Origin of the sequence: Aequorivita aurantiaca (assembly GCF_030410135.1) — a bacterium.
In the GTDB taxonomy this organism is placed as follows: domain Bacteria; phylum Bacteroidota; class Bacteroidia; order Flavobacteriales; family Flavobacteriaceae; genus Aequorivita; species Aequorivita aurantiaca.
The window spans coordinates 116,237-141,091 of sequence record NZ_JAUGQQ010000002.1; the positions used below are offsets into that span (position 1 = coordinate 116,237).

At 39.3% G+C, this 24,855-nt stretch carries 18 protein-coding genes and 3 tRNA genes; 10 read left to right on the forward strand and 11 right to left on the reverse strand.

What is annotated here, in order from left to right; translation table 11 throughout:
- The 4 genes from QRD02_RS03895 to QRD02_RS03910 all read right to left on the reverse strand — a co-directional run bounded on the left by QRD02_RS03895 (window position 1) and on the right by QRD02_RS03910 (window position 4,325).
- A complete protein-coding gene (locus tag QRD02_RS03895; RefSeq protein WP_290253608.1) occupies window positions 1–792 on the reverse strand; it encodes a (Fe-S)-binding protein in 792 nt (263 codons plus the stop codon).
- Between the two features lie 68 nt (window positions 793–860).
- A complete protein-coding gene (locus tag QRD02_RS03900; protein WP_290253609.1) occupies window positions 861–2,192 on the reverse strand; it encodes a 4Fe-4S dicluster domain-containing protein in 1,332 nt (443 codons plus the stop codon).
- 3 nt (window positions 2,193–2,195) lie between these two features.
- Window positions 2,196–3,146, reverse strand: a complete 951-nt coding sequence (locus QRD02_RS03905) for an MlaD family protein (RefSeq protein WP_290253610.1) — start codon at window positions 3,144–3,146, stop codon at window positions 2,196–2,198.
- A gap of 54 nt (window positions 3,147–3,200) precedes the next feature.
- Entirely contained in the window at window positions 3,201–4,325 is a 1,125-nt protein-coding gene (locus tag QRD02_RS03910; RefSeq protein ID WP_290253611.1) for an N-acetylmuramoyl-L-alanine amidase family protein, read from the reverse strand.
- A 79-nt stretch (window positions 4,326–4,404) separates the two neighbouring features.
- Between QRD02_RS03910 and QRD02_RS03915 the strand changes: the two genes are divergently transcribed.
- Window positions 4,405–7,167 carry a putative LPS assembly protein LptD gene (locus QRD02_RS03915; protein WP_290253612.1) on the forward strand — a complete coding sequence of 921 codons (2,763 nt, stop codon included), beginning with the start codon at window positions 4,405–4,407 and terminating at the stop codon, window positions 7,165–7,167.
- A 33-nt stretch (window positions 7,168–7,200) separates the two neighbouring features.
- Window positions 7,201–7,581 (forward strand): RidA family protein, encoded by a 381-nt coding sequence (locus QRD02_RS03920; RefSeq protein ID WP_290253613.1) that lies wholly within the window; start codon window positions 7,201–7,203, stop codon window positions 7,579–7,581.
- Window positions 7,582–7,778: 197 nt separating this feature from the next.
- Here the strand turns inward: QRD02_RS03920 and QRD02_RS03925 are convergent, their stop codons facing one another.
- On the reverse strand, window positions 7,779–8,768 hold the full coding sequence (locus tag QRD02_RS03925) for a T9SS type A sorting domain-containing protein (RefSeq protein ID WP_290253614.1): 990 nt from the start codon (window positions 8,766–8,768) through the stop codon (window positions 7,779–7,781).
- 164 nt (window positions 8,769–8,932) lie between these two features.
- Between QRD02_RS03925 and QRD02_RS03930 the strand changes: the two genes are divergently transcribed.
- A complete protein-coding gene (locus tag QRD02_RS03930; protein ID WP_290253615.1) occupies window positions 8,933–9,568 on the forward strand; it encodes an alpha-ketoglutarate-dependent dioxygenase AlkB family protein in 636 nt (211 codons plus the stop codon).
- A 16-nt stretch (window positions 9,569–9,584) separates the two neighbouring features.
- Here QRD02_RS03930 and QRD02_RS03935 read toward each other — a convergent pair whose 3' ends face one another.
- Window positions 9,585–13,991 carry a translocation/assembly module TamB domain-containing protein gene (locus QRD02_RS03935; protein ID WP_290253616.1) on the reverse strand — a complete coding sequence of 1,469 codons (4,407 nt, stop codon included), beginning with the start codon at window positions 13,989–13,991 and terminating at the stop codon, window positions 9,585–9,587.
- An 85-nt stretch (window positions 13,992–14,076) separates the two neighbouring features.
- Here QRD02_RS03935 and tsaD point away from each other — a divergent pair, with 85 nt between their 5' ends.
- The 5 genes from tsaD to QRD02_RS03960 all read left to right on the forward strand — a co-directional run bounded on the left by tsaD (window position 14,077) and on the right by QRD02_RS03960 (window position 18,879).
- Window positions 14,077–15,099 (forward strand): tRNA (adenosine(37)-N6)-threonylcarbamoyltransferase complex transferase subunit TsaD, encoded by a 1,023-nt coding sequence (gene tsaD, locus QRD02_RS03940; protein ID WP_290253617.1) that lies wholly within the window; start codon window positions 14,077–14,079, stop codon window positions 15,097–15,099.
- 22 nt (window positions 15,100–15,121) lie between these two features.
- A complete protein-coding gene (locus QRD02_RS03945) occupies window positions 15,122–15,835 on the forward strand; it encodes a 16S rRNA (uracil(1498)-N(3))-methyltransferase (RefSeq protein ID WP_290253618.1) in 714 nt (237 codons plus the stop codon).
- 62 nt (window positions 15,836–15,897) lie between these two features.
- Complete coding sequence (locus QRD02_RS03950) at window positions 15,898–16,542, forward strand: DUF4159 domain-containing protein (protein ID WP_290253619.1); 645 nt, start codon at window positions 15,898–15,900, stop codon at window positions 16,540–16,542.
- A gap of 69 nt (window positions 16,543–16,611) precedes the next feature.
- Window positions 16,612–17,706, forward strand: coding sequence for an AI-2E family transporter (locus QRD02_RS03955; RefSeq protein ID WP_290253620.1), 1,095 nt, complete (start codon window positions 16,612–16,614; stop codon window positions 17,704–17,706).
- 3 nt (window positions 17,707–17,709) lie between these two features.
- On the forward strand, window positions 17,710–18,879 hold the full coding sequence (locus tag QRD02_RS03960) for a THUMP-like domain-containing protein (protein ID WP_290253621.1): 1,170 nt from the start codon (window positions 17,710–17,712) through the stop codon (window positions 18,877–18,879).
- 40 nt (window positions 18,880–18,919) lie between these two features.
- Here the strand turns inward: QRD02_RS03960 and QRD02_RS03965 are convergent.
- From QRD02_RS03965 to QRD02_RS03980, 4 genes are all read right to left on the reverse strand, one after another.
- Window positions 18,920–18,993, reverse strand: a tRNA-Arg gene (locus tag QRD02_RS03965).
- Window positions 18,994–19,033: 40 nt separating this feature from the next.
- Window positions 19,034–19,108 (reverse strand) — tRNA-Pro (locus tag QRD02_RS03970).
- 59 nt (window positions 19,109–19,167) lie between these two features.
- Window positions 19,168–19,251: transfer RNA gene (locus QRD02_RS03975), tRNA-Ser, on the reverse strand.
- 150 nt (window positions 19,252–19,401) lie between these two features.
- Window positions 19,402–21,447 carry an HD family phosphohydrolase gene (locus tag QRD02_RS03980; RefSeq protein ID WP_290253622.1) on the reverse strand — a complete coding sequence of 682 codons (2,046 nt, stop codon included), beginning with the start codon at window positions 21,445–21,447 and terminating at the stop codon, window positions 19,402–19,404.
- 129 nt (window positions 21,448–21,576) lie between these two features.
- Here QRD02_RS03980 and QRD02_RS03985 point away from each other — a divergent pair, with 129 nt between their 5' ends.
- A complete protein-coding gene (locus tag QRD02_RS03985) occupies window positions 21,577–22,755 on the forward strand; it encodes an acetyl-CoA C-acyltransferase (protein WP_290253623.1) in 1,179 nt (392 codons plus the stop codon).
- A gap of 24 nt (window positions 22,756–22,779) precedes the next feature.
- The gene (locus QRD02_RS03990) at window positions 22,780–23,529 is read left to right on the forward strand and encodes a C40 family peptidase (protein ID WP_290253624.1); all 750 of its coding nucleotides are present in this window, start codon (window positions 22,780–22,782) and stop codon (window positions 23,527–23,529) included.
- Window positions 23,530–23,591: 62 nt separating this feature from the next.
- On the opposite strand, the gene QRD02_RS03995 is transcribed toward QRD02_RS03990, so the two are convergent.
- Window positions 23,592–24,845, reverse strand: coding sequence for a tetratricopeptide repeat protein (locus tag QRD02_RS03995; RefSeq protein ID WP_290253625.1), 1,254 nt, complete (start codon window positions 24,843–24,845; stop codon window positions 23,592–23,594).
- Window positions 24,846–24,855 lie beyond the last annotated feature (10 nt).

Below are 24,855 nucleotides of genomic sequence, written 5' to 3' on the forward strand. Positions count from 1 at the left end.
TTATAAATCTTCTGCATTTGCAATCATTTCCGCAACGTCCAAAACTTGAACATTGTCTTCAGCGTTTTTGGCTTTTACGCCATCATTCATCATTACCATACAGAACGGACAACCGGTAGCAATTATTTCAGAGGAAGTCTCCATTGCCTGTTCCGTTCTCAGTACATTTACGTCCTTATTTCCTGGTTCTGGTTCCTTAAACATTTGAGCGCCACCTGCGCCACAGCACATTCCGTGCCTTTTGTTCCGCTTCATCTCTACCAATTCCACTTCCAATTTTTCCAATAGATTTCGTGGTGCCTCATATTCGCCATTTGCCCTTCCTAAATAACATGGATCGTGAAAGGTTATTTTTTTTCCCTTGAATTTCCCGCCTTCCACTTTAAGTTTTCCTTCATTGAGCAAGGTTTTGAGAAATTGGGTGTGGTGCATAATTTCATAAGTGCCGCCCAGTCCAGGGTATTCGTTCTTTATGGTGTTGAAGCAGTGGGGACAGGCTGTTACAATTTTTGTTATTCCATAACCATTGAGTACTTCTATATTGGTCATTGCCTGCATCTGGAATAGGAATTCATTGCCCGCTCTTTTGGCGGGATCTCCGGTGCAACTTTCCTCGGTTCCCAAAACGGCGAAATCTATATTTGCCTTGTGGAGTAACTTTACAAATGCCTTGGTTATCTTTTTTGCTCGGTCGTCAAAACTCCCAGCACATCCTACCCAAAACAATACCTCTGGTTGTTTGCCTTGGGCCATATATTCAGCCATTGTTGGGACCTTTAGTGCTTCACTCATGATTTATTTGTTAGTTGTTAATGGGTTTATGTCCACCATTAACGCTTATTTGTTAACTGCAGACAGTTTCAATTTTCATTTTTCCAATTCAACCGATCCATTTGATTATAAGGCCAGGGAGCTCCGTTATTTTCAATATTTGTCATTGCAACATTAAGTTCCATCGGGGCTGCGGATTGCTCCATAACTAAATATTGGCGCATGTCCATGATTATGCTCAAAGGATCAATGCTTACGGGACAAACTTGAACGCATGCGTTGCAGGTAGTGCAAGCCCAAAGCTCTTCCCGAGTAATATAATCATCCAACAATTGTTTTCCGTCCGGCTTGAATTCTCCATTCTTATTGATGTTTTTCCCGATTTCCTCCAATCGGTCGCGGGTATCCATCATTATTTTTCGGGGCGATAATTTTTTACCTGTGTTGTTTGCAGGGCATTCATCGGTACAACGTCCGCATTCTGTGCAAGTGTATGCGTTTAAAAGTTGAATTCTATTTAAATCCATTACATCACTTGCTCCGAATTTTGCAGGGGTCTCAGTGGTGCCTTCTGCCGGCGCCGCGAATGGATCAATGTTTGGATCCATCATCATTTTTACTTCGTTGGTAACGGATTGCAAGTTTTTGAATTTTCCTTTGGGCACTACTTTTCCGAAGTAAACATTTGGAAAAGCCAGGATAATATGAAGGTGTTTGGAGAAATATAAATAATTAAGGAAAACCAAAATTCCCAATATGTGCAACCACCATGCGCCACGCTCAATGGCAATTAATGTTGCTTCAGAAAGACCGCTCATAAAAGGCACGATAAATTTGCTAATTGGGTAAGCTCCGGCCTGCACATAATGGGGAGAACCTAATGCTTGCAGGGATTGGTCCGCGGCATTCATAGTTAGAAAAAGCACCATCAATACCATTTCAAAATAGAGAATTAAATTGGCATCATTCTTTGGCCATCCTTTCATTTCATTTGCCCAAAACCTTCTTAATTTTTGAATGTTCCGTCGTGTCCAAAAAAGAATAACCCCTACCAATACTAAAAACGCCAATATTTCAAAAGAGCCAATCAAAAAATTATATAGCCCCGTCGGCAAAAATGTGGAAAGAACACGATGGGTTCCGAAAATTCCATCAATTATAATCTCAAGTACTTCAATATTTATAATTATAAAACCTACATACACAAAAAAGTGAAGCAATCCGGGAATGGGTCTAACAACCATTTTTGACTGGCCCAGAGCAATACGCACTACATTGCCCCATCTTTGTGCCGTGTGGTCCGAAGCATCTACGGCCAACCCCAATTTTATGTTTCGGATTATTTTACGAATGTTGAGCGTAAAATATCCTATTCCCGCCACAAGGGCTATGGTGAAGAGTATATTCGGAAGATATTGCATGGCTTATTCGTCTGGATTGTCCGGGGTTTCGTATTCCTTCTGTTTTCTGCCGAACACTGAAATGTGAACGTAGCGTTTTGGATTAAGTTTTATATCCTGTAAAAGTTGTTCAAGCTGCCTGGTGGCCCCTTCAAGATTTTCATACAGTTTATCATCCTTTAAGAGCTTTCCGATGGAGCCTTCACCGTTATCAACACCAGAAACAATCTTGTCCATTTTATCCACCACGTTTTGCAAATCGGTAACTAATTTGCCTGTTTCCAGCTGGGCCAATGAATCGGTTAACTTAGATAGATTGCTTGCCGTTTTATCCAGATTAGTAAAGGTGTTGTCCAGTTTTCCGGAATTGTCGGAAAGAATAGTATTCAGATTCGCTGAAACGCCCGAGAAGGAATTCAAGGTATTATTTAGGTTTTCAATCGCCTCCTTTAGGTTTTGACGGGTCCGCTCGTCAAAAATGGCATTTACGTTCAGCAAAAGTGTATCAACGGTAGCCAATGTGTTGTTCACTTTTTTCTCCAGAGGGCCCAGTGCCTTGGTTACGGCAGTCAACATGCCATCCTCAACATCACCGCGCAGGGTGTCACCACTTTTCGCAATACTGCTTGCATCATAAACCGGATAGATAGCGAGGTTTTTTCCTCCTAAAAGTCCTGAACTATAAATTCTTACAATGCTATTTCTGGAAAAATCAAAATCTCTTTCAACTGTAAATTTAACTACCAGCCCTCCCTTTGAATTCGCAAATGAAATATTTTGGACTTTACCAACGGTAAGACCATTTATGGTCACGGGTGCGGCTTGTGCCAAACCTTCCACATTGTCATATTTCACATAAAATTCTCGATTTTTGTCGAGAAGATTGGTGCCTTTTAAAAAACTATAGCCAAATATCAATAACAAAATGGCGCCGATGGCAAGGATTCCGGTTTTTACTTCTTTGGATAGTCTCAAGTGTGCAATTTTAGAATTTAGACAAATTTAAGCGATAAATATAAAGAAAGCACGCTAATTGGCTTTCGATTTTAACACTTCTTGCACATTAACCTTTTTTCCATTTTTATACGCAACAATGTATGCAGAGGGAAAACCTTTTTGTTGTACAAAGGTTTTCATTACCTGTATTTTGTTATAATCTGAGGTGTCGCCATAATAGTATTTGTAGAGCCCATCCTCCTTTGTTCGCACTACATCCTTGAGGCCCTTAAAGTTACTGGCCTTGGTGTCCAATTTTTTACTTGTAGCAGCCAACTGTACTTTAAAATGTATGCCTTCATATATTTCCTCTTTCGTAGTTTCTATAACCTTTTCGACTTCCAATTCCTTTACCTCGGGATCTTTGACTACCTTATCATTTACTACCGAAATACTGTTTATGTAAGATTTTATGGCATTGCCGATTTCACGTGCCATTTCCGCCTGGCCTTTTGCGGAATTCAAATATGCGCCTTCCTTTTTATTGGTAAGAAACCCAGTTTCAATCAATACACTGGGCATATACGTGTTGTGGAGCACCCAAAATCCAGCCTGTTTAACGCTGCGGTCATTTTGTTTAAGATTGTTCACAATATTGTTTTGCACCAAACTCGCCAAAAGAATGCTTTGGTCCAAATATTCCTCTTGCATCAATACCATTCCTATTAAGGATTCGGGCGCATTTGGATCGAATCCGCCGTATTTTTCTTGATAATTTTCTTCTAAATATATTACTTCGTTTTCCTTTTTGGCGACTTCAAAGTTTGCTTGACTTTTGTGCAATCCGAGCACGAAGGTTTCAGTGCCAAAAGCATTACTGCTGTGGGCGTTGCAGTGTACCGAAACAAAAAGATCTGCATCCGCCCTATTGGCGATTGCGGCCCGTTCGCGCAATTCAATAAACACATCACTTTTGCGGGTATAAATCACCCTCACATTCGGAAGCTTTTCAAGCTCCGCCCCCACTTTAAGCACAATATTAAGGGAAATCTCAGATTCCTTATAGCCATTGCCTTTGTTGCCATGGTCGTGGCCACCGTGGCCCGCGTCCAAAACCACCACGAATGGTTTTATGGGATTTTCAGCAGCTTTTACGGCCAAGGAAAAAAATGAAAAGCTTATAAATAGTACGAAAGAAGAAAAAAATTTCGTTTTCATATACCTGTTAACGTTGGATAAAATTTGATATTTTAAAAAAATGATTTAAAAAAACGTACCCAAAAAAATATGTTTATTTTTGACCGTTTCAATTATTGAGCCAAATCTACAAAATAATAGCATCAGCGCATTGCAGACTAGTAGTCATTACTTAACAATCTTCTTAACATTGCTGCTCCTTTGCAGCACCATGTTACATGCGCAGGACATTCCGCCGAACAACCAAACTAACCTTCCCAAAACCACTAAAGAAGACACGATTACAGTAAATCTGAAACCTATGGTGGACGAAATAAACGAGCAGGCCCTGGATAGCGTAAAAACTGATACGGTAAAACCTCCCAAGGAAACATTGACGGATATTGTAGATTATTATGGCGAGGATTATGTATTGCTAAATAGAAAGGAAAACAAAGTATATATGTACAATAAGGCATATATAATCTATGGCGATATGCGCATTGACGCCGGCTTGATAATTCTTGATTACGATAAAAACGAAGTGTACGCCAAAGGTATAGACAGTGCCGGCGTTTATAGCCAACGCCCCGTTTTTGTGCAAGCTACCAATAAAGTGGAGCCAGATTCAATACGCTATAATTTTGATACCGAAAAGGCGCTGGTATATAATAGCCGAACCGAACAAAACGGTTTTAGAGTAATTTCTGAAGTTACCAAAAAAGTGAATGATTCCGTGGTATATTTAAGGAATGTGAAGTTCACCACTTCAAAGAATATTGATGATCCTGAATATTATTTTTATACGCGAAAAGCGAAGTTTGTTCCAAAGAAAAAAATAGTTACCGGACTGACCAATATGTATATTGCTGATGTTCCCACCCCTGTGGGCTTGCCCTTCGCTTATTTTCCGTTGACGGAGGATCGAACTTCTGGGTTCATCATTCCCACGTTTGGTGAGAATAACAGCCGAGGTTTCTTTTTTCAAAATGGTGGGTATTACTTCGCCATTAATGATTATCTGGATTTTAGCCTGCTCGGCGATTACTACACCAATGGAAGTTACGCCCTTCGCGGGGAATCCACTTATGTGTTGAAGTATAAATATCGCGGAAATTTCAGCGCCCGATATGAAAATTTGGTGCAAGAAGAACGCGGGTTTCCAAATTTCCAGCAAAGTACCATCTACAATATTCGATGGACGCATTCCCAGGATACAAAAAGCAACCCTAGCTCACGGTTTTCGGCATCGGTGAATTTAGGGAGCAGTAAATATTTTAACCAATCTATAAATCAAACTAACAATGCAAGTGCTTTGGTGAACACGCTCAGTTCCTCAATTTCATATTCAAAAACTTTTGAGGGCGACCCGCAGGTAAACTTGACTGTGGCGGCCACACATTCCCAAAATACCAATACCGAGGAAATTGCCATGTCCCTCCCAAACCTCAATGCGAGTGTTTCGCGTATATATCCATTCGCACCAAAGGACGGCACCAAAAAAGGGATAATTGAAAATATCAATTTCCAATATGATGTTACAGCAGAAAACAGAATCCAAACTTATGATTCACTTTTCTTCAAGCCAGAAATGTTTAATAGTGCACAAATTGGTGCGCAGCATAGCATTCCGCTTACCACTAATTTTAAAATATTAAAGTACTTGAGCGCTTCCGCGGGTACTAATTATAGGGAAACCTGGGTTTTAAAAACAACGCGAAAACGTTATGACGAAAATGTGAATGATGGAATCGGAGGAATTGTACAAGATACCGTTGCAGGTTTTGAAAGTTATAGGACCTATAATTTCTCAACCAGTTTGGGAACTACCTTGTACGGCCTCTTCAATTTCGGAAATGATAAAAAAATTCAAGCCATCCGTCATGTGGTGCGGCCTTCAGTTAGCTATAATATAAATCCGGCCTTTGACAGATATTATGATGAATTTATCATTCCCGACACCGCAGATGAGGCTGCGGGAGAAATTGTGCAATATTCAAAATTCGAAAACACACTTTATGGCCCACCCAGCAAGGTATATTCCAGCAGCATCGGGATGTCCCTTAGCAATACCTTTGAAGCAAAAGTCCGCGACCGCGATACTACTGCATTAGAGCCCAAAAAGGTAACACTTTTGAACAACCTTAATTTTTCTACGGCCTATAACCTTGCTGGAGATTCTTTAAATTGGAGTCCGTTGCAATTCAACGGGAGCATCCCGATTATTCCAAAACTCGACTTCAATTTTAGTGGAGCGCTGGATCCCTATGCTTTGGATAACAACAACAATAGGGTTGATGTTTTTAATATTAATAATGGCGGTAGTTTGTTCAGGCTTACCAATGCCAATGTTAGCATCAATTATTCCTTCAGCAGTAAGGATTTTGAATCCAAGATGAAAGATACGGGATTGGACAATGACACCTTTAGGAATGGAGGGCGGCCGGATGATCTTTTCGGGGAAGCCGCCAATATTTATGATGGGCAGATTTACGAAGACACGCAGGAGGATGAAGTTGATAAAACCAATGTTGAATGGTACAATTATAGTATTCCGTGGGATGTTCGTTTTGCCTATACCATTACCTACGGCAATGCGCAGCGACAGAACGAAATTTCCAGCCAATCCTTTATGATGAGCACGAATATGGAGCTTGCACCACGCTGGACGGTGGGTGTTTCCTCGGGTTACGACTTTAAGAATAAAGGGGTCACCCTTACCCAATTCCGTTTTCAGCGGGATTTGGAGAGTTGGCAAATGAGTTTCAACTGGACCCCTATTGGCAGCATCAATACTGCGTGGTACTTCTTTATTGGAATTAAATCGTCAGTTCTTAGCGACATAAAATATGACAAGCGCCGGGAAAGTGATAAGAGATTATAATTTTTTCCCCATTAAACCAATAACTTCCATTTTATGAAAAAGATAATTACTACCTCCAATGCTCCGGCCCCAATCGGTCCTTACAATCAAGCGGTGTTAAAAGGAAATATGCTCTATACTTCTGGGCAAATTGCCATAGATCCTAAAACAGGAAATCTGGTTTTGGGTGATATAAAATCCGAAACCAAATTAGTGATGGAAAATCTAAAAGCCATTCTTGCCGAAGCCGGAATGACCTTTGAGAATATTTTAAAAACAACTATTTTTATTAGCGATATGCATAACTTCGGGGCAATAAATGAAGTTTATGCCACCTATTTTGATGAAGCAACTGCTCCAGCTCGTGAAACTGTTGAAGTTGCAAACTTGCCGAAGTTCGTAAATGTGGAGATTTCTGTAATAGCCTCGTTTTAACCTTCACTCTCTGCCATAAATGACTTAAAATTTCGGGGACATTTTGCTTTAAATACTTTCTTGTTGAGCTCAACATAAAAATTCTTAAGCAAGGTCCGTTCTTTTCACCCTCAAGTATTTCTGAAAAAAACTAATACCGTATGGAATGGCCAAATCAGACATTGCATACGGTATTATTATTGATGAAAATTCAACACCTAATTTTTCACAATTTTATAGGAACCTGCCTGACCGCCAATAATAACCTCCATGATGTAATTTCCGGTTGCTAAAGCAGCTAAATCTATTTTGGCATTGTTGGCACCTATTTTATTTTCCAGCAATTTTTGCCCCAAAAGATTGAAAATAGAAATTGAATCTATGTTGCCTTCAGCCATAACCGAAAGCACGGAATTTGTAGGATTGGGGTAGAATTTAAACCCGGCCAAATTATTTTCAGCAATACTTAGAATTGGCTCCATTCCAAATTCAAGATTGCCGAATAGCTCTCCGGCATCTGCTTCTGCCTCAATTTCAATTCTTCCAATTGCCACTTCTGAGGTCACCCCAAAAAAGACTTCAGTATTTGGAAGTTGTGTGTATAAGTAATCAATTAATAACATACCGTCTGTATTATAAACCCTAAAGTTATGATTGGCCACGGCATCAACAAAAATATCCATTCCCACTGCATACGTTCCAGATGGAAAATTGATTATGGTGATATCCGCAAAAAGACTTGCGCCCATCAAGGTGGAGGTATTTCCTACGGCACCCGAACCTATATAAATTACAGTATCAGTGGATGCCGTTATGGTAAAACCGTCCTCAAGTTCGCCTGCGGAAAAACATCCGTCCCCTGAACTGCTAACAATGGGGCCACAAACTGAAATAATTCCCGCGCCGGGTCCTCCCGAAAAATCCTCACCTATTAACGTATGCGGATATGCCGCCTGAAAAACTGTCCTATCCAAATAAAATTGAACCATAGTCGGATTTCTTTGCGAGCCATTTATTTCCGTATTTGTCTTCGCTACAGACGTGTTTATGAAAATTTTTGGGGACGGCATTAAATCAGTAAAAGCAGTGGCCTCACCCGGTTTGGAAAATTGAACTGTTGCAGTGCCAATATTTTTTTGTACTTGCTGAGCATAGGTTATTCCCAATAAGGAAAATAAGCTAAGGAATACTAAAATAATTTTTTTCATAAGGTTTTTGTTTTGAAGTTGTTATGCCTAAATGTACTAAAAAAAAATTGTAGCTTTTTTTGCCGAAGTAATCTTTTTTGAAACTTTAAACTATGAATCGTACTTTTGACAATGAGATCAGGAATCAGGAAACATAATCTTAACATCTATAATTTCCGCTTCAAATGAATTCATCCAAACGTAATACTACGGATAGCAACCTTCTTCCAAAGGACGGGACCGTAATTTATTTGGGAAAGATTTTTTCTGATGAGGAAGCTGATTTTCACTTTAATACGCTTTTCAATACCATTCACTGGAAAAATGATGAGGTTATGCTTTTCGGAAAAAAAATTATTACCAAACGAAAAGTAGCTTGGTATGGCGATAGGGAATTTGAATATACCTATTCAAAAATCCGCAGAAAGGCAAAAATATGGACTCCGGAATTAATATTTCTGAAGGAACAAATTGAAGCGAAAAGCGGCGAAACTTTCAATAGCTGTCTGCTAAACCTTTACCATTCCGGAGCCGAGGGAATGGGCTGGCACAGTGATGCTGAAAGCGATTTAAAGAAGAATGCCGCTATAGTTTCCATAAGTTTTGGCGCGCAACGGAAATTTGCATTTAAACATAAAAAAACGAAGGAAACAATATCTTTAACATTGGAAAATGGAAGCGCCTTGATCATGAAAGGGATCACACAAAAATATTGGTTGCACCGACTGCCGCCTACCAAAAAAGTGCCCGGAGCAAGAATCAACCTAACTTTTAGAACAATTGACGAAGCCAAGCATAAACCTGTTTCACTTCATAAATAAAACCATTGATTGTTTACTACTCGCCAGATTCATCCTCGGTTTGTATGGCCTGCGGATCGAAATCAACGGGAAAGCTATTGTCATCCGGAATAACTGGTAGCTCAGCTTCTATTTCAATTTTCTTATTGAACAATTTCAACATCAGTTCTTGAAAGGTATTAAAATCAACAGAGTATGAAATTCCGGCACCTTGTTCAAAAATTTGGTCTTCCCCAATAAACTGTAAATCGGCCTGCCTATTAAAGAAGGTCATTCGTAGGCTTCCGTCGTCATTTATTAGCCATTGCACCTCAATATCACCGGCCACGGAAGTTTCATTTGCGCCGCCCACTGGTACTCCCACTTTTCCGTTGATGAGAATACGTTCGGTTATTTTAGTGGAAATGGTTACATCTACGTAGTCCGCAGTTTCTTGGTCGGGCGTATCATCACCAACAGTATATCCAAGTCCAAGCTTGAATTTTCCGTCCTGATCGGCAAAAAGATCATTCACCAAGCTAGAAACCCTATCCGCCAAAGTTCCCGCAAAAGCGTTTGAGCCACCATAGTTATCGTTAACAAAATTACCAGTCGCCAAGAGGAATATTGCTTGGTTCTGTTTTTGTTCCTCGGTTTTGAGTTTGTATTCCAACTCACTTTTTAGGGTTGAACTTACGTTTGGAAAATCAATATCAAATTTGAGGGCTGGTTGCGCAAGTTGACCATTCAAACCCACAACTACCTCTACAGGAATTTTTCGGTTTATGGAAGGATTGTCCAACAGTATGGATGGATTGGCCTGGGTTTTATATATGGCGCTTAGGTTAAGGTTTGCTTTTTCCGGTGCGCCGTCCCACGTGATGTTTCCGCCGGGAACTACCCCAATATTCCTTTGAATTACGCCGCCGTAACGAAAATCAAATAGGCCTTCATAAATTTGAAAATCACCGTACATCTGGAATTTTCCATTGGTATTAATTTCAATAAGAAGAATTCCTGCCCCTCGGCCCTTTAAGGTTGAATTGTTCTGTTGGTCCACTACCACCTCCACTTCGGCGTTTTTATTAATGTCCAAATCGAAGTTGAGGGAAAGTCCCTTAGCTTCTTCATTAATTAAATCTTCTCCCTTTATGCGGGCTTCTTTTTCTTTGGGCGAGAGGAAATGCACGAAGGAATCATCACTAATAGATTCCGTATCGCTGATTGGAATTTTAAAGGTTGTGCCCGGTTGGGTGGTTGCTTGCACGTCTATCACTAATTCATCTATTGGGCCCACAATATCTGCCCTTCCGCTTATAAATGCGGTGCCATAATAAAGTGCATCTTCTTCTTTGGGAGTATTTAAAACCAGCAGTCTTTCGGGGGCCTCAACATGTAAATTGAGCGCCCATTCACTAAAATTAGAATGCGTGGCATTGCCATATAAAATACCCTGGGTTTCAAATTTTGTGTCCGTGATATTGGTTCGGGCAATTTCAAATTTGTTCTTCGTTACAATTATTTGGGAATTGTTCTCAATATCGAAATCGGTATTCAGAAATGGAATTTTCAAACCACTATTTTCCAAAGTAAAACGTCCAAGAATATCCGGAGATTTGTAACTGCCGGAAACTTTTGCATTACCCGAAATGAACCCCCGAACGTCCGTAATAACCTCGCCGCCAAAAGGACTGAAAGCCTGCATGTTGAATTGATTCAGGTCTAAATTTAAGAGTATTTGTGGGTTTCGAGGGGAAACATCAATTTCGCCCACGGCCTGTATGGATTTAACTTCGTTGTTTGTTAGCGATGTATTTATTCTATATTTCGTTAGATCTTCGTTGCCTTCAATATTCAATTTCAAGTTGCCGAAGGGAATTTCGTTGATGTTCACATTATCAATGGTAACCGCGCTGTTGGGGTAATAAGCTCCATTTTTCTGTAAAAAATCAAAACTGCCGTTCATATTTCCGTTCAAGCGGAGGCTATCAACTTCGGGGGTAATATTGCCGATATTCACATCTTTGAAGCGAACTTTAAAATCTTTATAGGTGGAATCTCTCATTATTCCAGCCATTTGAATCACTTCATTTTCGTGGCTAAGAACCAGCGAATCGATTCGAATTTCCTTGAAATTATCATCAAAAACAACTTTGTTCAGTTGGTTATTATTTTCATTTAAATACCAAACGTTATTTTTATAGGTTATGTCGGATTTTTTTACGCCGATAACTGATTTTCCCGCAGGGTTTATTGTATGATAAAGAGAAAGATTGAATAAATCCTCCTTTTTTTGGCCGCCCCGAAATTCCGTGCGGACGTACATAGTATCATTCAAAGTTTTGTTGATGATATCCAAATTCTTCAAATTGTAAAAACCGGTATAAACGGAATCCGCAGATATGTAAGTGTTATATAGCGGATTATCATTGTCCACTTGTATATTAAGTTTACCAATATAATTCTCAAATAGAATAATTTCAGGAGAACGGAAATCAAGTTTAAATTTCGATTGATCGGAGGATACGGCTCCCTTTAATCGGGTATTATCTCCCAATTGGATTTCAGGCACAAATACGTCCACAATTTTGTTATAGACTACAAATTCATAATCAATGTATTGATTGGTAGTTACCTCCTGCGGAATGTAATTGGCATAGATGCTCGCGATCCCGTTTTGAAAAAGATTTGGAATATCCTCAATTAAGAATTCGCCAGAAATTTGTCCTTTTATAATATCGGGGGAATTTATTTCAATAGTCCTTACTGGGCCATCAAAAGTTGAGGTGACGGTAAAATCGTCAAAATAGAAGTAGTCGCGCTCATTTTGGTAGAAAGTCTGGCTAAAGTTTATAGTTCCCACCAAATCGTCAATCGTTCTTCCGTCCATATCCACCACTACTTTTCCCGTGAAAACGGAAATACTATCACGGGTGACTAAATTTAATTGATTCAATTCCGCAAATTCCACATCCGCCTCAAAATCAAAGTGATTTGTTTTTGCGGATGCATCAATGAGGCCTTTAAATTCCAATTTAAGGTTGGGATCGTTTATGGAAAGTTCACCGTTGAAGAGCGGGTTCTTTAAATTACCCGAAACAACAATATTTTTATAGTTATAGCCTTCAAAAACAAACGAGGAAACCGTTCCGGAAATTTCAGTGTTTACATTATCTTTATCAAAACCTCTACCGTCAAAGTTAAGATTGGCCGTCATTTTTCCGAGGGAGGTGGTATTCGCAATCCTGCCAAGGTTAAATTCCTTTAGCACCACATTACCTTTATAATGGGCAAAATCAATATTATCAATATTACCCATTTTCAACGAAACAGTGGCTTGCCCAATGCTGCTCAGCAGAATACTGTTTGTATTTAATTCATTGCCAATTATGGAAGTATTGCCACTGAAATTAAAGCCACCCAGTTCCTTAAGTTCTGCGGGAACTACTTCTCCCAACACCGTGGGCATAAATCTTCTCAAATCAAAATAATTGGAAGATATGCTATGATTGGAAGCCACAATGGAATATTCCTTTTCCGGGTCCAATAGATTATTAAAGCTGTAATTACCTTGAATATTGGTATCGCCAGTTTCCAAAAATAAATTATTGGCCACAAAATTGTTCAAAGTACCTTTAAAATCCATATTCAACAATATCAATTGATCAGGACCAAATTCATTGTAAAAACTGTTCAAATCATTAGTTGATAATTGTGAATCTTGAAAATGGGCTGTGATCATTACCTCATTTACAAAATCGGACATTCCGTTTTCGGAATAATCTAAATCCACGTCTCCAATTAATTTGGATTCCGTGGTTTCAAGATAAAGTTCATTGAGGGTAATATTGGTTTCGGTATAGGAAAAATCAGCCTGTAAATCCTTTACATCAATACCCCATGAAGAGAGGAAGGAAAGGGTTTTTATTTCTGCCTTTACATCGGTATCGTCAATATTAAAGTTATTGGCAATGAGATTTACATTGTCCAAAACAAATATTTCTGGTTTTTCGAGATTTTCATCCGATATTTTAACTCTGCTATTGTTAAGTGTAACATCGTTGCTGAACAACGAAAAAGGCGTAGTACTCGGTTTGTCGGTTTTAAATTTTTTAGCGAAAATGGAAAGATTGTCATTTGCTTCATCTTTATAGGTTTTCACATAAAGCTTCGCGTGGCTTAACACAATGTCACCAAAACCGAGTTCCCCATTTATCAAATTTTGAAAACTGATAATATTTGTCTGAACTTCTTTGCTGTAAATTAAGGTATCTTGATGGTGATCGGCAATATAAACCTCACGAATGTCCACATCGCCTTTCCAGTTAAGGCCCAGGCGCTGTATGTTAATATCGGTGCCATAAGTCTCATTCAAATTAGCGGTCACCTTTTTGGCGGCCCACGTTTGTACGGCAGGAATTGAAAAAATAATTACGATGAGCACAAGCAGCAATACGATGATCACGAAAGTGCGGACTATTATTTTCCGAAGTTTTTTGATACGCTTTTAAAGTTTTAATTTTACAACCATTAATTATACCCCTTTCGCTTTGACACAAAAAAACTGCTATATCCTAGGTATTGAATCTTCCTGTGATGACACTGCCGCGGCAGTAATCAACAACGGTGAAATCCTGAGCAATGTTGTTGCCACTCAGGCAATTCATGAACAATACGGTGGTGTGGTTCCAGAGCTCGCCTCACGCGCACACCAACAAAATATTGTTCCTGTGGTGCACCAAGCTTTGCGCAAGGCAAATATCGACAAAAATCAGTTATCTGCTATTGCATTTACACGAGGACCCGGCTTAATGGGTTCATTGCTTGTAGGCACCTCATTCTCAAAATCTTTGGCAATGGGTTTAAATATTCCCTTAATTGATGTAAACCATATGCAGGCGCACATTTTGGCACATTTTATTAAAACCGAAGGACAAACGCCCCCTAACTTTCCTTTTCTGGCAATGACCATTAGTGGCGGCCACACCCAAATTGTGAAAGTCACGGATTATTTTGAAATGGAAATAATTGGCCAAACCATTGACGATGCTGTGGGCGAGGCATTTGACAAAAGCGCGAAAATTTTGGGTTTACCCTATCCCGGAGGACCACTGGTGGATAAATATGCTCAAAGAGGCAACCCCAAAGCCTTCCATTTTCCAAAACCGAAAGTGAGCCCGATGGATTTCAGCTTTAGTGGCTTGAAAACATCCGTTCTTTATTTCGTAGAAAAGCAAGTGGCGATAAATCCAGATTTTATTTCTGACAATATAGAAGATATTTGTGCGAGTATTCAATATACAATCGTTGATTATTTGATGGATAAATTGAAAAATGCCGTAAAGAAAACCGGCATCAAAGAAATAGCGATTGGCGGTGGAGTGTCGGCAAACAGCGGCATTCGCGACGCGCTACAGGAAGCTGAAGGGAAATATGGTTGGAAAACCCATATTCCGAAATTTGAATTCTGTACGGACAATGCCGCCATGATTGCCATGGTGGGGGAGCTGAAATACAAAACCAAAAATTTTGCGAAAAACAATGTGGTAGCTTCCGCACGAATGCAGTTTTAATCAAAAAAACATGACGATATAGATGCAGCTTTTTTACAACCCCCATCTTTCTGAAGATACCCAGGAAATAAAATTTGATAAAGAAGAGAGCCGTCATATAGTGACGGTTCTGCGAATGAAGGAGGGACAAACGCTCACAATAACCAATGGAAAAGGCTCCTTTTTTTCGGTGGAAATCACAAATGCACATCCGAAAGCATGTTTGGCCAGTAAAATTTCCACAGAAAAACAGCCACCCATCCCCTATCAACTCCATTTGGCCGTAGCGCCTACCAAACTTAACGATCGGTACGAATGGTTTTTGGAAAAAGCTACGGAAATAGGAATAACAGAAATCTCGCCAATAATCTGCGACCATAGTGAACGGAAAATCATAAAAAATGACCGTTATGAAAAAATCTTGCAGAGCGCAATGAAGCAATCATTGAAGGCATATCTACCAGTTTTGAACGAAGCAGTAAATTTCAATGAATTCATAGAATCACAAAAAAATTCAGTAACTCAAAAATATATCGCCCATTGTGAGCAAATGGATAAAAAAACTTTGAAGTCCATATTAAAGCCATCACAAAACTTACTAATCCTAATTGGTCCCGAAGGCGATTTTTCTAATGAAGAAATTCAATTGGCAATTGAAAATGGCTTTGCACCCGTAAGCTTGGGCGAAACCCGTTTGCGGACCGAGACCGCCGCAATTGTTGCCTGCCACAGTGTCGCATTTATCAACCAAAAATAAAGAAATTTCGGTGAGTGAAATCCATTAGGTTTCTATTTCCAATTTTGTATTTTTGAAACCCTATGCGCATCAAACTTATTTCTCTTTTCTTTTTAATTTTCGTTACCTACGGCTCGGCTCAGGAACTTGCCCTATTGCAGTACGGCGGTGGTGGTGATTGGTATGCTAACCCAACAGCGCTCCCCAATTTGGCCAAATTCTGTAATCAAAATATAAATACCACATTAAAGGAGAAGCCCCAAACCGTAACTCCGGGAAGTGTGGAAATATTTGATTATCCATTTGTACATATGACTGGTCATGGCAATGTTTTTTTTACAACCGAGGAAGCAGAAAATATTAGAAAATATCTATTGAGCGGCGGCTTTTTGTACATTGATGACAATTATGGAATGGATAAATATATACGTGAAGAAATCGGCAAAATTTTCCCAAATAAGGAAATGAAAGAACTTCCGGCAAACTATCCAATGTTCAGCTATCATTACAAGTTTCCGCAAGGTATGCCAAAAATACACGAACACAATGGCGGTCGCCCACAGGCATTTGGGATATTTGAGGGAGATAGATTGATTCTACTTTACACTTTTGAGACTGACCTCGGCGACGGTTGGGAAAATCCAGAAGTCCACAATGATCCGCCTGAAGTGAGGCTCAAGGCACTTCAAATGGGGGCGAACATAGTTAAGTATGTTTTTGAAAATTGATTTTGTTGCTCCATTTCCATTAACAAAACTTTGAATTTTTGCTACTTCGGAATATAGTATATTTACGCAGTGAAGACCACAGCAAAAGCAATAGCCCTTGGTATTTTAAAAGCACTTTCGGTACTGGTAGGTATCATACTTTTACTATGGTTTTTATTCGAAATTCAGGCGCTCATACTTTATATTGGGTTGGCTCTCGTGGTTTCCTTAATTGGTCGCCCCGTAGTTTTATTCCTGAAAAAGAGATTGAAGTTTCGAAATACCTTCGCATCAGTCTTAACTTTGCTTATCATTATTGGGCTTTTCAGTCTCTTACTCAGCATTTTCGTACCCATACTCATTGAACAGGGCAAGCATATTTCCCAAATAGATTTTGAACAAGTAAAACGTGATTTAAATGAACTAAATATCCAAGCCAGTGATTATCTTGGGGTGGACCATTTTCAATTAGTGGAGGCCGTAAAGCGAACCACTTATGTGCAGGAATTTGACCGAGAAATTATCCCAAGCTTTATCGATATTTTCTTCGGAAACATTGCCCAGACTCTTGTGGGCATTTTTTCGGTTTTATTTATATCGTTTTTTCTCTTGAAGGATGAAAATCTGATAGCGCGCTGCGTTCTGGTTTTTGCCAATAGCGGTGACGAAGAAAAATTTAAGCGTATATTAATCAAAATCAAAGAATTGTTGTCAAGATATTTTATTGGCCTGTTGCTGCAAATCTTTTTATTGGCGCTTTTTTATTCCGTTCTTCTGCTTTATTTGGATGTAAATGATGCGGTTGCGGTTGCACTAATTTGTGCATTTTTGAACATAGTGCCCTATTTAGGACCCATAATCGCATGGATTTTAATGCTGCTTGTAGTAGTTTCAAATAACCTGGGCGCAGATTTCTCGAGCGGACTCTTGCCATTATTGCTCCTGGTTTCTGCGGGCTATGCCATTGCGCAAATTTTTGATAATTTCATATCGCAGCCCGTAATTTTCGGTCACAGCGTACGCTCCCACCCGTTGGAAATATTTATCGTAATTCTTACGGGAGGTTATCTTTTTGGAATACCGGGCATGATTCTCGCCGTACCCACTTACACGGCTCTAAAGGTAATTGCGAAGGAATTTCTTTCGGAATATAAAATTGTAAAGCGACTCACCCGAAACCTTTAAATTTTGTTCAACACCGCACTTTTAAAAACCGAGGTTCAGGATTTTATCCGAAATTTTCAGGGTGACATTTCAAAACTCGCATTTTCATATAGCCCTTTTGAAAATGTTTCCGTGAAGGAATTGATGCAACAAATTGAAAGTAGAAAAAAAGCAGAAAAAAAATTGCCAACCTGGTTCAAAACTCGAAATATACTTTTTCCGCCAAAGAAAAATCTGGAACAAACCTCTTCCGAAATTACGGCAAAGTATAAAGCAACGTTAATCAGCGGTGATTCAATTGCTGATATAACCGGAGGTTTCGGGGTTGACAGTTTCTACTTCAGTGATAATTTTAATTCCGTAATTCATTTTGAAACAGATGAAGCCCTTTCAAATTTGGCAAAACATAATTTTCAGGTTTTTGGAAAAGAAAACGTGTCCTTTTTAGTAAAAGATGGATTGGAGGCGATATTTCAAAAACATTTCAACGTAATTTATGCCGATCCTTCACGACGTCACGATAAAAAGGGGAAGGTTTTCATGCTTGCCGACTGCCAACCTAATATTCCCGATAATATTAAGCGCATATTGGAACATTGCGATACTTTCCTTTTAAAATCTTCGCCAATGCTTGACATGTCGATAGGTTTGGATGAATTGAAGAATGTGAAGCAAATTCATATTGTTGCCGTGGAAAATGAAGTGAAGGAATTATTGTGGTTGCTTGAAAAAACGAGCGTCGGAAAAACGGAAATAAAGACCATAAATTTTACGAAATCTGGGGCTGAAAATTTTGATTTTGAATGGAATAAATCCGCAAATGCCGAATATGATTTTGCTCGAAACTATCTGTTTGAACCCAATGCCGCCATTTTAAAAAGTGGCGCTTTTACTTTAATTTCCAAAAAATTTAAGCTCAAGAAATTACACCAAAACACACATCTATATACTGGAAATAATATGATAGATTTTCCGGGACGAAGTTTTTTTATAGAAAAAATAGTCCCGTATTCCAAAGCAGAAATGCGGGCGGCACTTACCTTTAAAAAAGCTAATATCGCAACAAGGAATTTTCCCGAATCGGTGGAATCACTTCGGAAAAAGTGGAAAATTGCGGACGGTGGTTCGGTTTATTTATTTTTTGTGACTAATGTTGCGAACAAAAAAGAAATGATTATCTGTTCGAAAGTTTGAACCTTAAATTAAAAAATCCCCAAATGATGGGGATTTAATGTGATCGCGACAGGATTCGAACCTGTGACCGTCTGCTTAGAAGGCAGATGCTCTATCCAGCTGAGCTACGCGACCATTGTTAAACAAAAAAACCGAACTTGGTGTCCGGTTTTTGTCGGGGTGGCAGGATTCGAACCTGCGGCCTCCTGCTCCCAAAGCAGGCGCGATAACCGGGCTACGCTACACCCCGTGAACAGCTACTAAAATTGCTCACTGTAATTTTGGAGTTTTTGTGAAAACTCTTTAATGCGGAGAGACAGGGACTCGAACCCTGGCGACGGTTACCCGTCGACAGATTAGCAATCTGCTCCGTTACCACTCCGGCACCTCTCCAAGTTTTTATGAACGTGTCATCCTAAAATGCGGTTGCAAATGTAAGTTTATAAATGCTATAACGCAACAAAAAATTTACGTTTTTTTCGGAAAATTGAATCTCACTATTTTTGAGCATCTTACAAATTTAAAAAGTAACAACAATTCTAATTACTCGGGATATTCAACCCTTAAATGATAGATGTTGTTCAATTTCTTTTTTAAAACTTTCTTAATCATTTCAATTTCCTTGAAAGTAATATTGGCATTCAAAAACTGACCCTGCGCCATTTGGTTGTTGATAATCTTCTCGACAAATTCATCAATAATGGACGAGGAAGGATCTTTCAAACTTTTGCTGGCTGCCTCAACGCTGTCGGCCATCATTAAAATTGCAGTTTCCTTTGAAAAAGGAATGGGCCCCGGATAAATAAAATCTTCTTTATTGGCTGAACCCTGTTGTTCACGTTCTTTTTTATAAAAATAATAGACCAAACTTGTTCCGTGGTGTGTTCGGATAAAATCTATAATTCTGTCCGGCAGGTTGTTCTTTCGGGCTATTTCAATGCCTTTAATTACATGCTCTATTATTATTTGGGCACTTTCCTTGGGGTCTAATTCATTATGGGAATTGATGGAGTTAGCCTGATTTTCGGTGAACATGGTAGGATTCAGCATTTTGCCGATATCGTGATAGAGTGCCCCCACCCTAACCAGCATGCTATTCGCCCCAATTTCGTTTGCGGATGCCTCGGCCAAATTTGCCACATTTAAGGAATGGTGAAATGTTCCCGGCGCCTTGTTGGAAAGCTCCTTTAATAATTTTGAATTGGTATCACTCAATTCCAGCAGCGAAACATCTGAAACCAATCCGAAAATTTTCTCGTAAAAATAAATCAGCGGATGAGCGAAAAGAGTTGCCAATCCGCAAAGTATGAAATATCCGAAATTTTCCCATTCAAGTGTTTGAATGTTCCCTTCCTGAATCACAAAGAACGCAAAGTACCCAAGAATATAAATTAAGGTTATTTGCCCTACCGAAATAAAAAGATTTGCTCTTTTGTACAATTCCGAGACGGTGAGAATAGTAACGATTCCCGCGATAAATTGAAGAAACATATACTCAAAACTGTTGGGAACTATAAATCCCAATAAAAGAATGGTTAGAACGTGAACAAAAAGGCCCACACGTGGATCAAAAAAAGCTTTGAGAATAAGGGGCAAAATACATATTGGAACCACATATACATAATCGCTGTGCACTTTCAATACCAATGTGGTAAGAAATACCATCAAGAAAATATTGAAAAATATAAAAGTAACCTTGGTATTGTTGTTATAAATATAGGGCCGGTAATTTTTTAGAAATAGAAATAACATTAAAAACACCAAAGAAACGAGCATGGAATAACCCACCAAAAGCCACAAATAATTATTCTTGCTCCAAATCTGGCTTTGGAATTCAGCCCGCAACGATTCCAGTATCTGAAATTTGTCACCTTCCACCACTTCCCCTTTTGCAATAATTCTTCCACCTTTCTCAATAATTCCCCGGTTTGGATTTAAGGTTTTTATTTCGGCTTCTATGGACGCCTCGGTGAGTTTGGAGTTAAGTTTTACGTTGGACTCAAAAACTTCATTCAATATGTTGTATAAAAGCACCTGTACATCTTCAAAATTATTCTTTTGTACCAGCTCCCGTACTTTTTTGTTCAGATTTTCCTTTTTAAAAAGTTGGGAATAATTGCGCTCTTCTATTTCGTTCCCCTTTTTAAGATAAATCAACCTGTTGTCATCATACGTGTGAATTTCGTCCGTAAGGCCATTTTTATAAACTTCTGCAATAAGATTGCCTGCTAATTTTGCAACGGCTTGTTTCGGCGTTTTGTAAAGGCTGTCAATATATCGCGCTTCCAGCATTGTGTTGAACTGTTCCAAAACCCCAGCCTCCACTTCGCCATTATATTCGAAATATGGTATTGCATTCGCCTTGATTTCCTCCCGCTCTTTCTTAATGGTATCTTCATTTTTTTTAATGGTGAAATTGAAAGGCGCATAAAGATTTTCATACTGCCAAGGTTTTCCTTTTTGGAAGTTATATTTAAATTGGCCACCCTTGGGCAAAAGATAAATAATTAGAAGTGTGGAAATTATGAAAAGAAAAACCTTGTAAATAAGGGATTGGTTTTTTGCAAACAAAGAAAAAAGGTTCTTCATAAAAATGATAACTTAAAGTAAAGGTATAAATAAGCAACGAGTAATCCCAAAACCAATACTTGCAAAGATTGATTTTTAAGATTGAAATCCGTAATTTCGCAAACCTTATTTCATAATATAAACAGTAGCATGAGCAATAAAGTAGTTATCGTATCGGCAGTGAGAACCCCAATCGGAAGTTTCATGGGAAGTCTTTCCTCATTGACCGCAACCCAGTTAGGTTCGGCAGCAATAAAGGGTGCAATGGAAAAAATAAATCTGGACCCTTCTTTGGTTCAGGAAGTTTTTATGGGTAATGTTGTTCAAGCCGGTGTTGGTCAAGCTCCCGCAAGACAAGCTGCCTTAGGCGCAGGAATGCCACAAACTGTTCCTTGCACTACGGTAAATAAGGTATGCGCCTCCGGTATGAAGGCGGTTATGCAAGCAGCGCAGTCCATCGCCCTTGGGGATGTCGAAATAGTGGTTGCAGGCGGGATGGAAAGTATGAGCAATATTCCCCATTATGTCCATATGCGAAACGGAACTAAATTTGGACCCTCCACATTAATTGATGGTATGCAAAAAGATGGATTGGTGGATGCTTATGATAATAACGCAATGGGAACCTGTGCAGATTTATGTGCTACGGAATATAATTTTTCGCGTGAGGACCAGGATAATTTTGCCATTAAATCCTATGAGCGCTCCGCTAAAGCTTGGGCCGATGGCAAGTTTAGGGACGAAGTAATTTCTGTGGAAGTACCACAGCGCAAAGGAGAACCTATAATAGTTTCCGAAGACGAAGAATATAAAAACGTAAAAATGGATAAAATTTCATCTTTACGACCAGCCTTTACAAAAGACGGAACAGTTACGGCCGCAAACGCTTCCACTATCAATGACGGAGCTGCCGCAATGATATTGATGAGCGAAGCAAAGGCAAGAGAATTGGGATTGAATCCATTGGCCTATATAAAAGGATATGCAGATGCAGCCCAAGAACCAAAATGGTTTACCACGGCACCGGCTAAAGCACTTCCAAAAGCCATCGCAAAAGCTGGAATTGAAATAAAAGATGTGGATTATTTCGAATTTAATGAGGCTTTTTCGGTTGTCGGGCTAGCAAATATGAAAATATTAGGGCTTGAGGATGGCAATGTAAACGTAAACGGAGGTGCCGTTTCCCTAGGCCATCCACTTGGATGCAGTGGCGTACGTATTCTAGTTACTTTATTGAACGTTTTAAAGCAAAACGACGCCAAGATTGGTGCCGCAGCAATTTGCAATGGCGGCGGCGGCGCTTCGGCAATGGTAATTGAAAGAACCTAACCGAATATTCCTATAAATTTCTGAATGGATTACGGTATCTGCAGTCTAAGCGTTGTCCCACTTCGAGCCGAGGCTTCCGATGTGAGCGAAATGGTTACGCAGGTACTTTATGGCGAACATTTCAAAATATTGGAAACCCGAAAAAAGTGGAGTCGCATTCGGTTAGCTTTTGATGGTTACGAAGGGTGGATTGACAATAAACAATATTCTAATATTAATGAGGAGGATTATGCTGATTTGCAAGAACAGGAATTAAGGCTTTCCTCAGATTTGGTAGACTTTGTTACCGCTTCCAACAATCAACTTTTTTCCATCTGTTTAGGAAGCAATATCGCTGCTTCTGCATTTTTGGATCATCATTTTGAAGGAAAATTCATTTCCGGTATTCTTCAAAAAAACCATTTAATTGAAATTGCATTACTTTATCTAAACACTCCCTATTTATGGGGTGGCAAAACTCCCTTTGGAATGGACTGCAGTGGTTTTACGCAAATGGTTTATAAACTTAACGGGTATGCGTTATTACGCGATGCAAGCCAACAGGCGAAACAGGGGGAAGCATTAAGTTTTATTGAAGAAAGTGAGCCGGGAGATCTGGCATTTTTTGACGACGAGGAAGGTAGAATAACCCACGTTGGAATAATAATGGCTGACAATTATATTATCCACGCCCATGGAAAGGTCCGTATTGACCGTCTTGACCACAGCGGAATCTTTAATTCCGAATTGCGAAAACATACGCACAAACTTCGAGTAATTAAACGAATTATTTAAAAGCAAAAATCCCCTGAATTCTCAGGGGATTTTGTCTTAATTAAATCAGGTGAACATTAACCTTATTTTTCCAAGGATTCAAGTTTCGCTTTCATTTCCTTGTATTTTGCATCGTCGGCCAGCTGCCCATAAATGTTCATTAAGGTTCTAACAACTTCCTTGCTATTTGGTTGCAAAACAAGAGCTTTCTCCAGATAGGGAAGGGTTTCGGTATAAATATCATTCCGTTGCTGTTTCAATTCATCATATCTTTGGTTGTCTGCCCTTGAGTTTCCTAAACTATTCATTTCCTCAACCAACGCGTCTTCACCAGAAAGTTTTAAAACTGCAATGTTGATTAAAGCCGCTTCATATTCTGGTTTTAGCTCTAGCGCCTTTTGATAATATTTAATTGCCTCTTCCTTCTGCCCAATTTCTGCACTTCCAACGCCAAGGTTAAAATAAACTTCTGGATTCTCAGGATCTGAAGCTACAATCTGTCCCATCAGTTGGTTATAGCGGGAAATATCTCCCATTTTATAACTCATATCGGCATCGGCACGCATCAAGTAGATATCGTTTGGATTTTCGGCTCTGGCCGTTTTCATAAGTGCCGTTGCTTTTTCATTATCGCCTTGTTCAATATAAATAAGGGTCATGTTCCGAAGAATTTCGCCTTTTTTTGATTCGCCAACACGCTTTTCAGGCTTAATATATTGACCAGACTTTACTGCAATATTCCTAACATTTTCATTTTCAAAGGATTCAACCTCGCCTGTTTCCTTATTTGTGGCGACAAATTCTTCTTTTTCACCGGTGTAGCCAGCATCCAGTGCCATTTGATAATATTTCAATGCAGACTCATAGTCCTTACCGTTAACCGCATTGCTCGCGGCATAATATAAATCCGACGGATCTTTTGTTACTAAATAACTGGTGTAAAGTTTTTCCGTTGCTGTTTTGTACTGTCCAGATGTTTGGTCCTGCACAGCGCTGTTGATAAGGGCAGCACGAAGGTTCTGGATTGGAGCGGCTAATTGAGATTCAATTTTGGGATCCAATGTGAGCGCTTGGTTAAAAGCTTCAGCGGCATTTTTCAATTTTGTAAAATCTGAACTTCCGGATCCTAAAAGCGCTTGGCCTCGTGCGGCGTAGTACTGGGCCTTGACGTCATTATCCACCGAGCCGAGCATCGGTTCCGCTTCTTTTAGATAATTTAATGCCTCATTGTAATCGTTAGACTGTATGGCCTTTTCAGCTTTCTTTATTTCTTTTTTTTGTCCAAATGAAATAGCAGATACAAAAGCCAGTCCTGTTATTAAAATTCGTGTTTTCATGTGTTAAAGT

What these genes read in the sequence shown, in the direction of transcription:
- QRD02_RS03925 (WP_290253614.1), bottom strand. Translation starts at nt 8,768, where the DNA reads ATGAAAAAAATTATTTTAGTATTCCTTAGCTTATTTTCCTTATTGGGA.
- QRD02_RS03920 (WP_290253613.1), top strand. Translation starts at nt 7,201, where the DNA reads ATGAAAAAGATAATTACTACCTCCAATGCTCCGGCCCCAATCGGTCCT.
- QRD02_RS03930 (WP_290253615.1), top strand. Translation starts at nt 8,933, where the DNA reads ATGAATTCATCCAAACGTAATACTACGGATAGCAACCTTCTTCCAAAG.
- QRD02_RS03950 (WP_290253619.1), top strand. Translation starts at nt 15,898, where the DNA reads ATGCGCATCAAACTTATTTCTCTTTTCTTTTTAATTTTCGTTACCTAC.
- QRD02_RS03990 (WP_290253624.1), top strand. Translation starts at nt 22,780, where the DNA reads ATGGATTACGGTATCTGCAGTCTAAGCGTTGTCCCACTTCGAGCCGAG.
- QRD02_RS03945 (WP_290253618.1), top strand. Translation starts at nt 15,122, where the DNA reads ATGCAGCTTTTTTACAACCCCCATCTTTCTGAAGATACCCAGGAAATA.
- QRD02_RS03985 (WP_290253623.1), top strand. Translation starts at nt 21,577, where the DNA reads ATGAGCAATAAAGTAGTTATCGTATCGGCAGTGAGAACCCCAATCGGA.
- QRD02_RS03995 (WP_290253625.1), bottom strand. Translation starts at nt 24,845, where the DNA reads ATGAAAACACGAATTTTAATAACAGGACTGGCTTTTGTATCTGCTATT.
- QRD02_RS03910 (WP_290253611.1), bottom strand. Translation starts at nt 4,325, where the DNA reads ATGAAAACGAAATTTTTTTCTTCTTTCGTACTATTTATAAGCTTTTCA.
- QRD02_RS03980 (WP_290253622.1), bottom strand. Translation starts at nt 21,447, where the DNA reads ATGAAGAACCTTTTTTCTTTGTTTGCAAAAAACCAATCCCTTATTTAC.
- QRD02_RS03895 (WP_290253608.1), bottom strand. Translation starts at nt 792, where the DNA reads ATGAGTGAAGCACTAAAGGTCCCAACAATGGCTGAATATATGGCCCAA.
- QRD02_RS03900 (WP_290253609.1), bottom strand. Translation starts at nt 2,192, where the DNA reads ATGCAATATCTTCCGAATATACTCTTCACCATAGCCCTTGTGGCGGGA.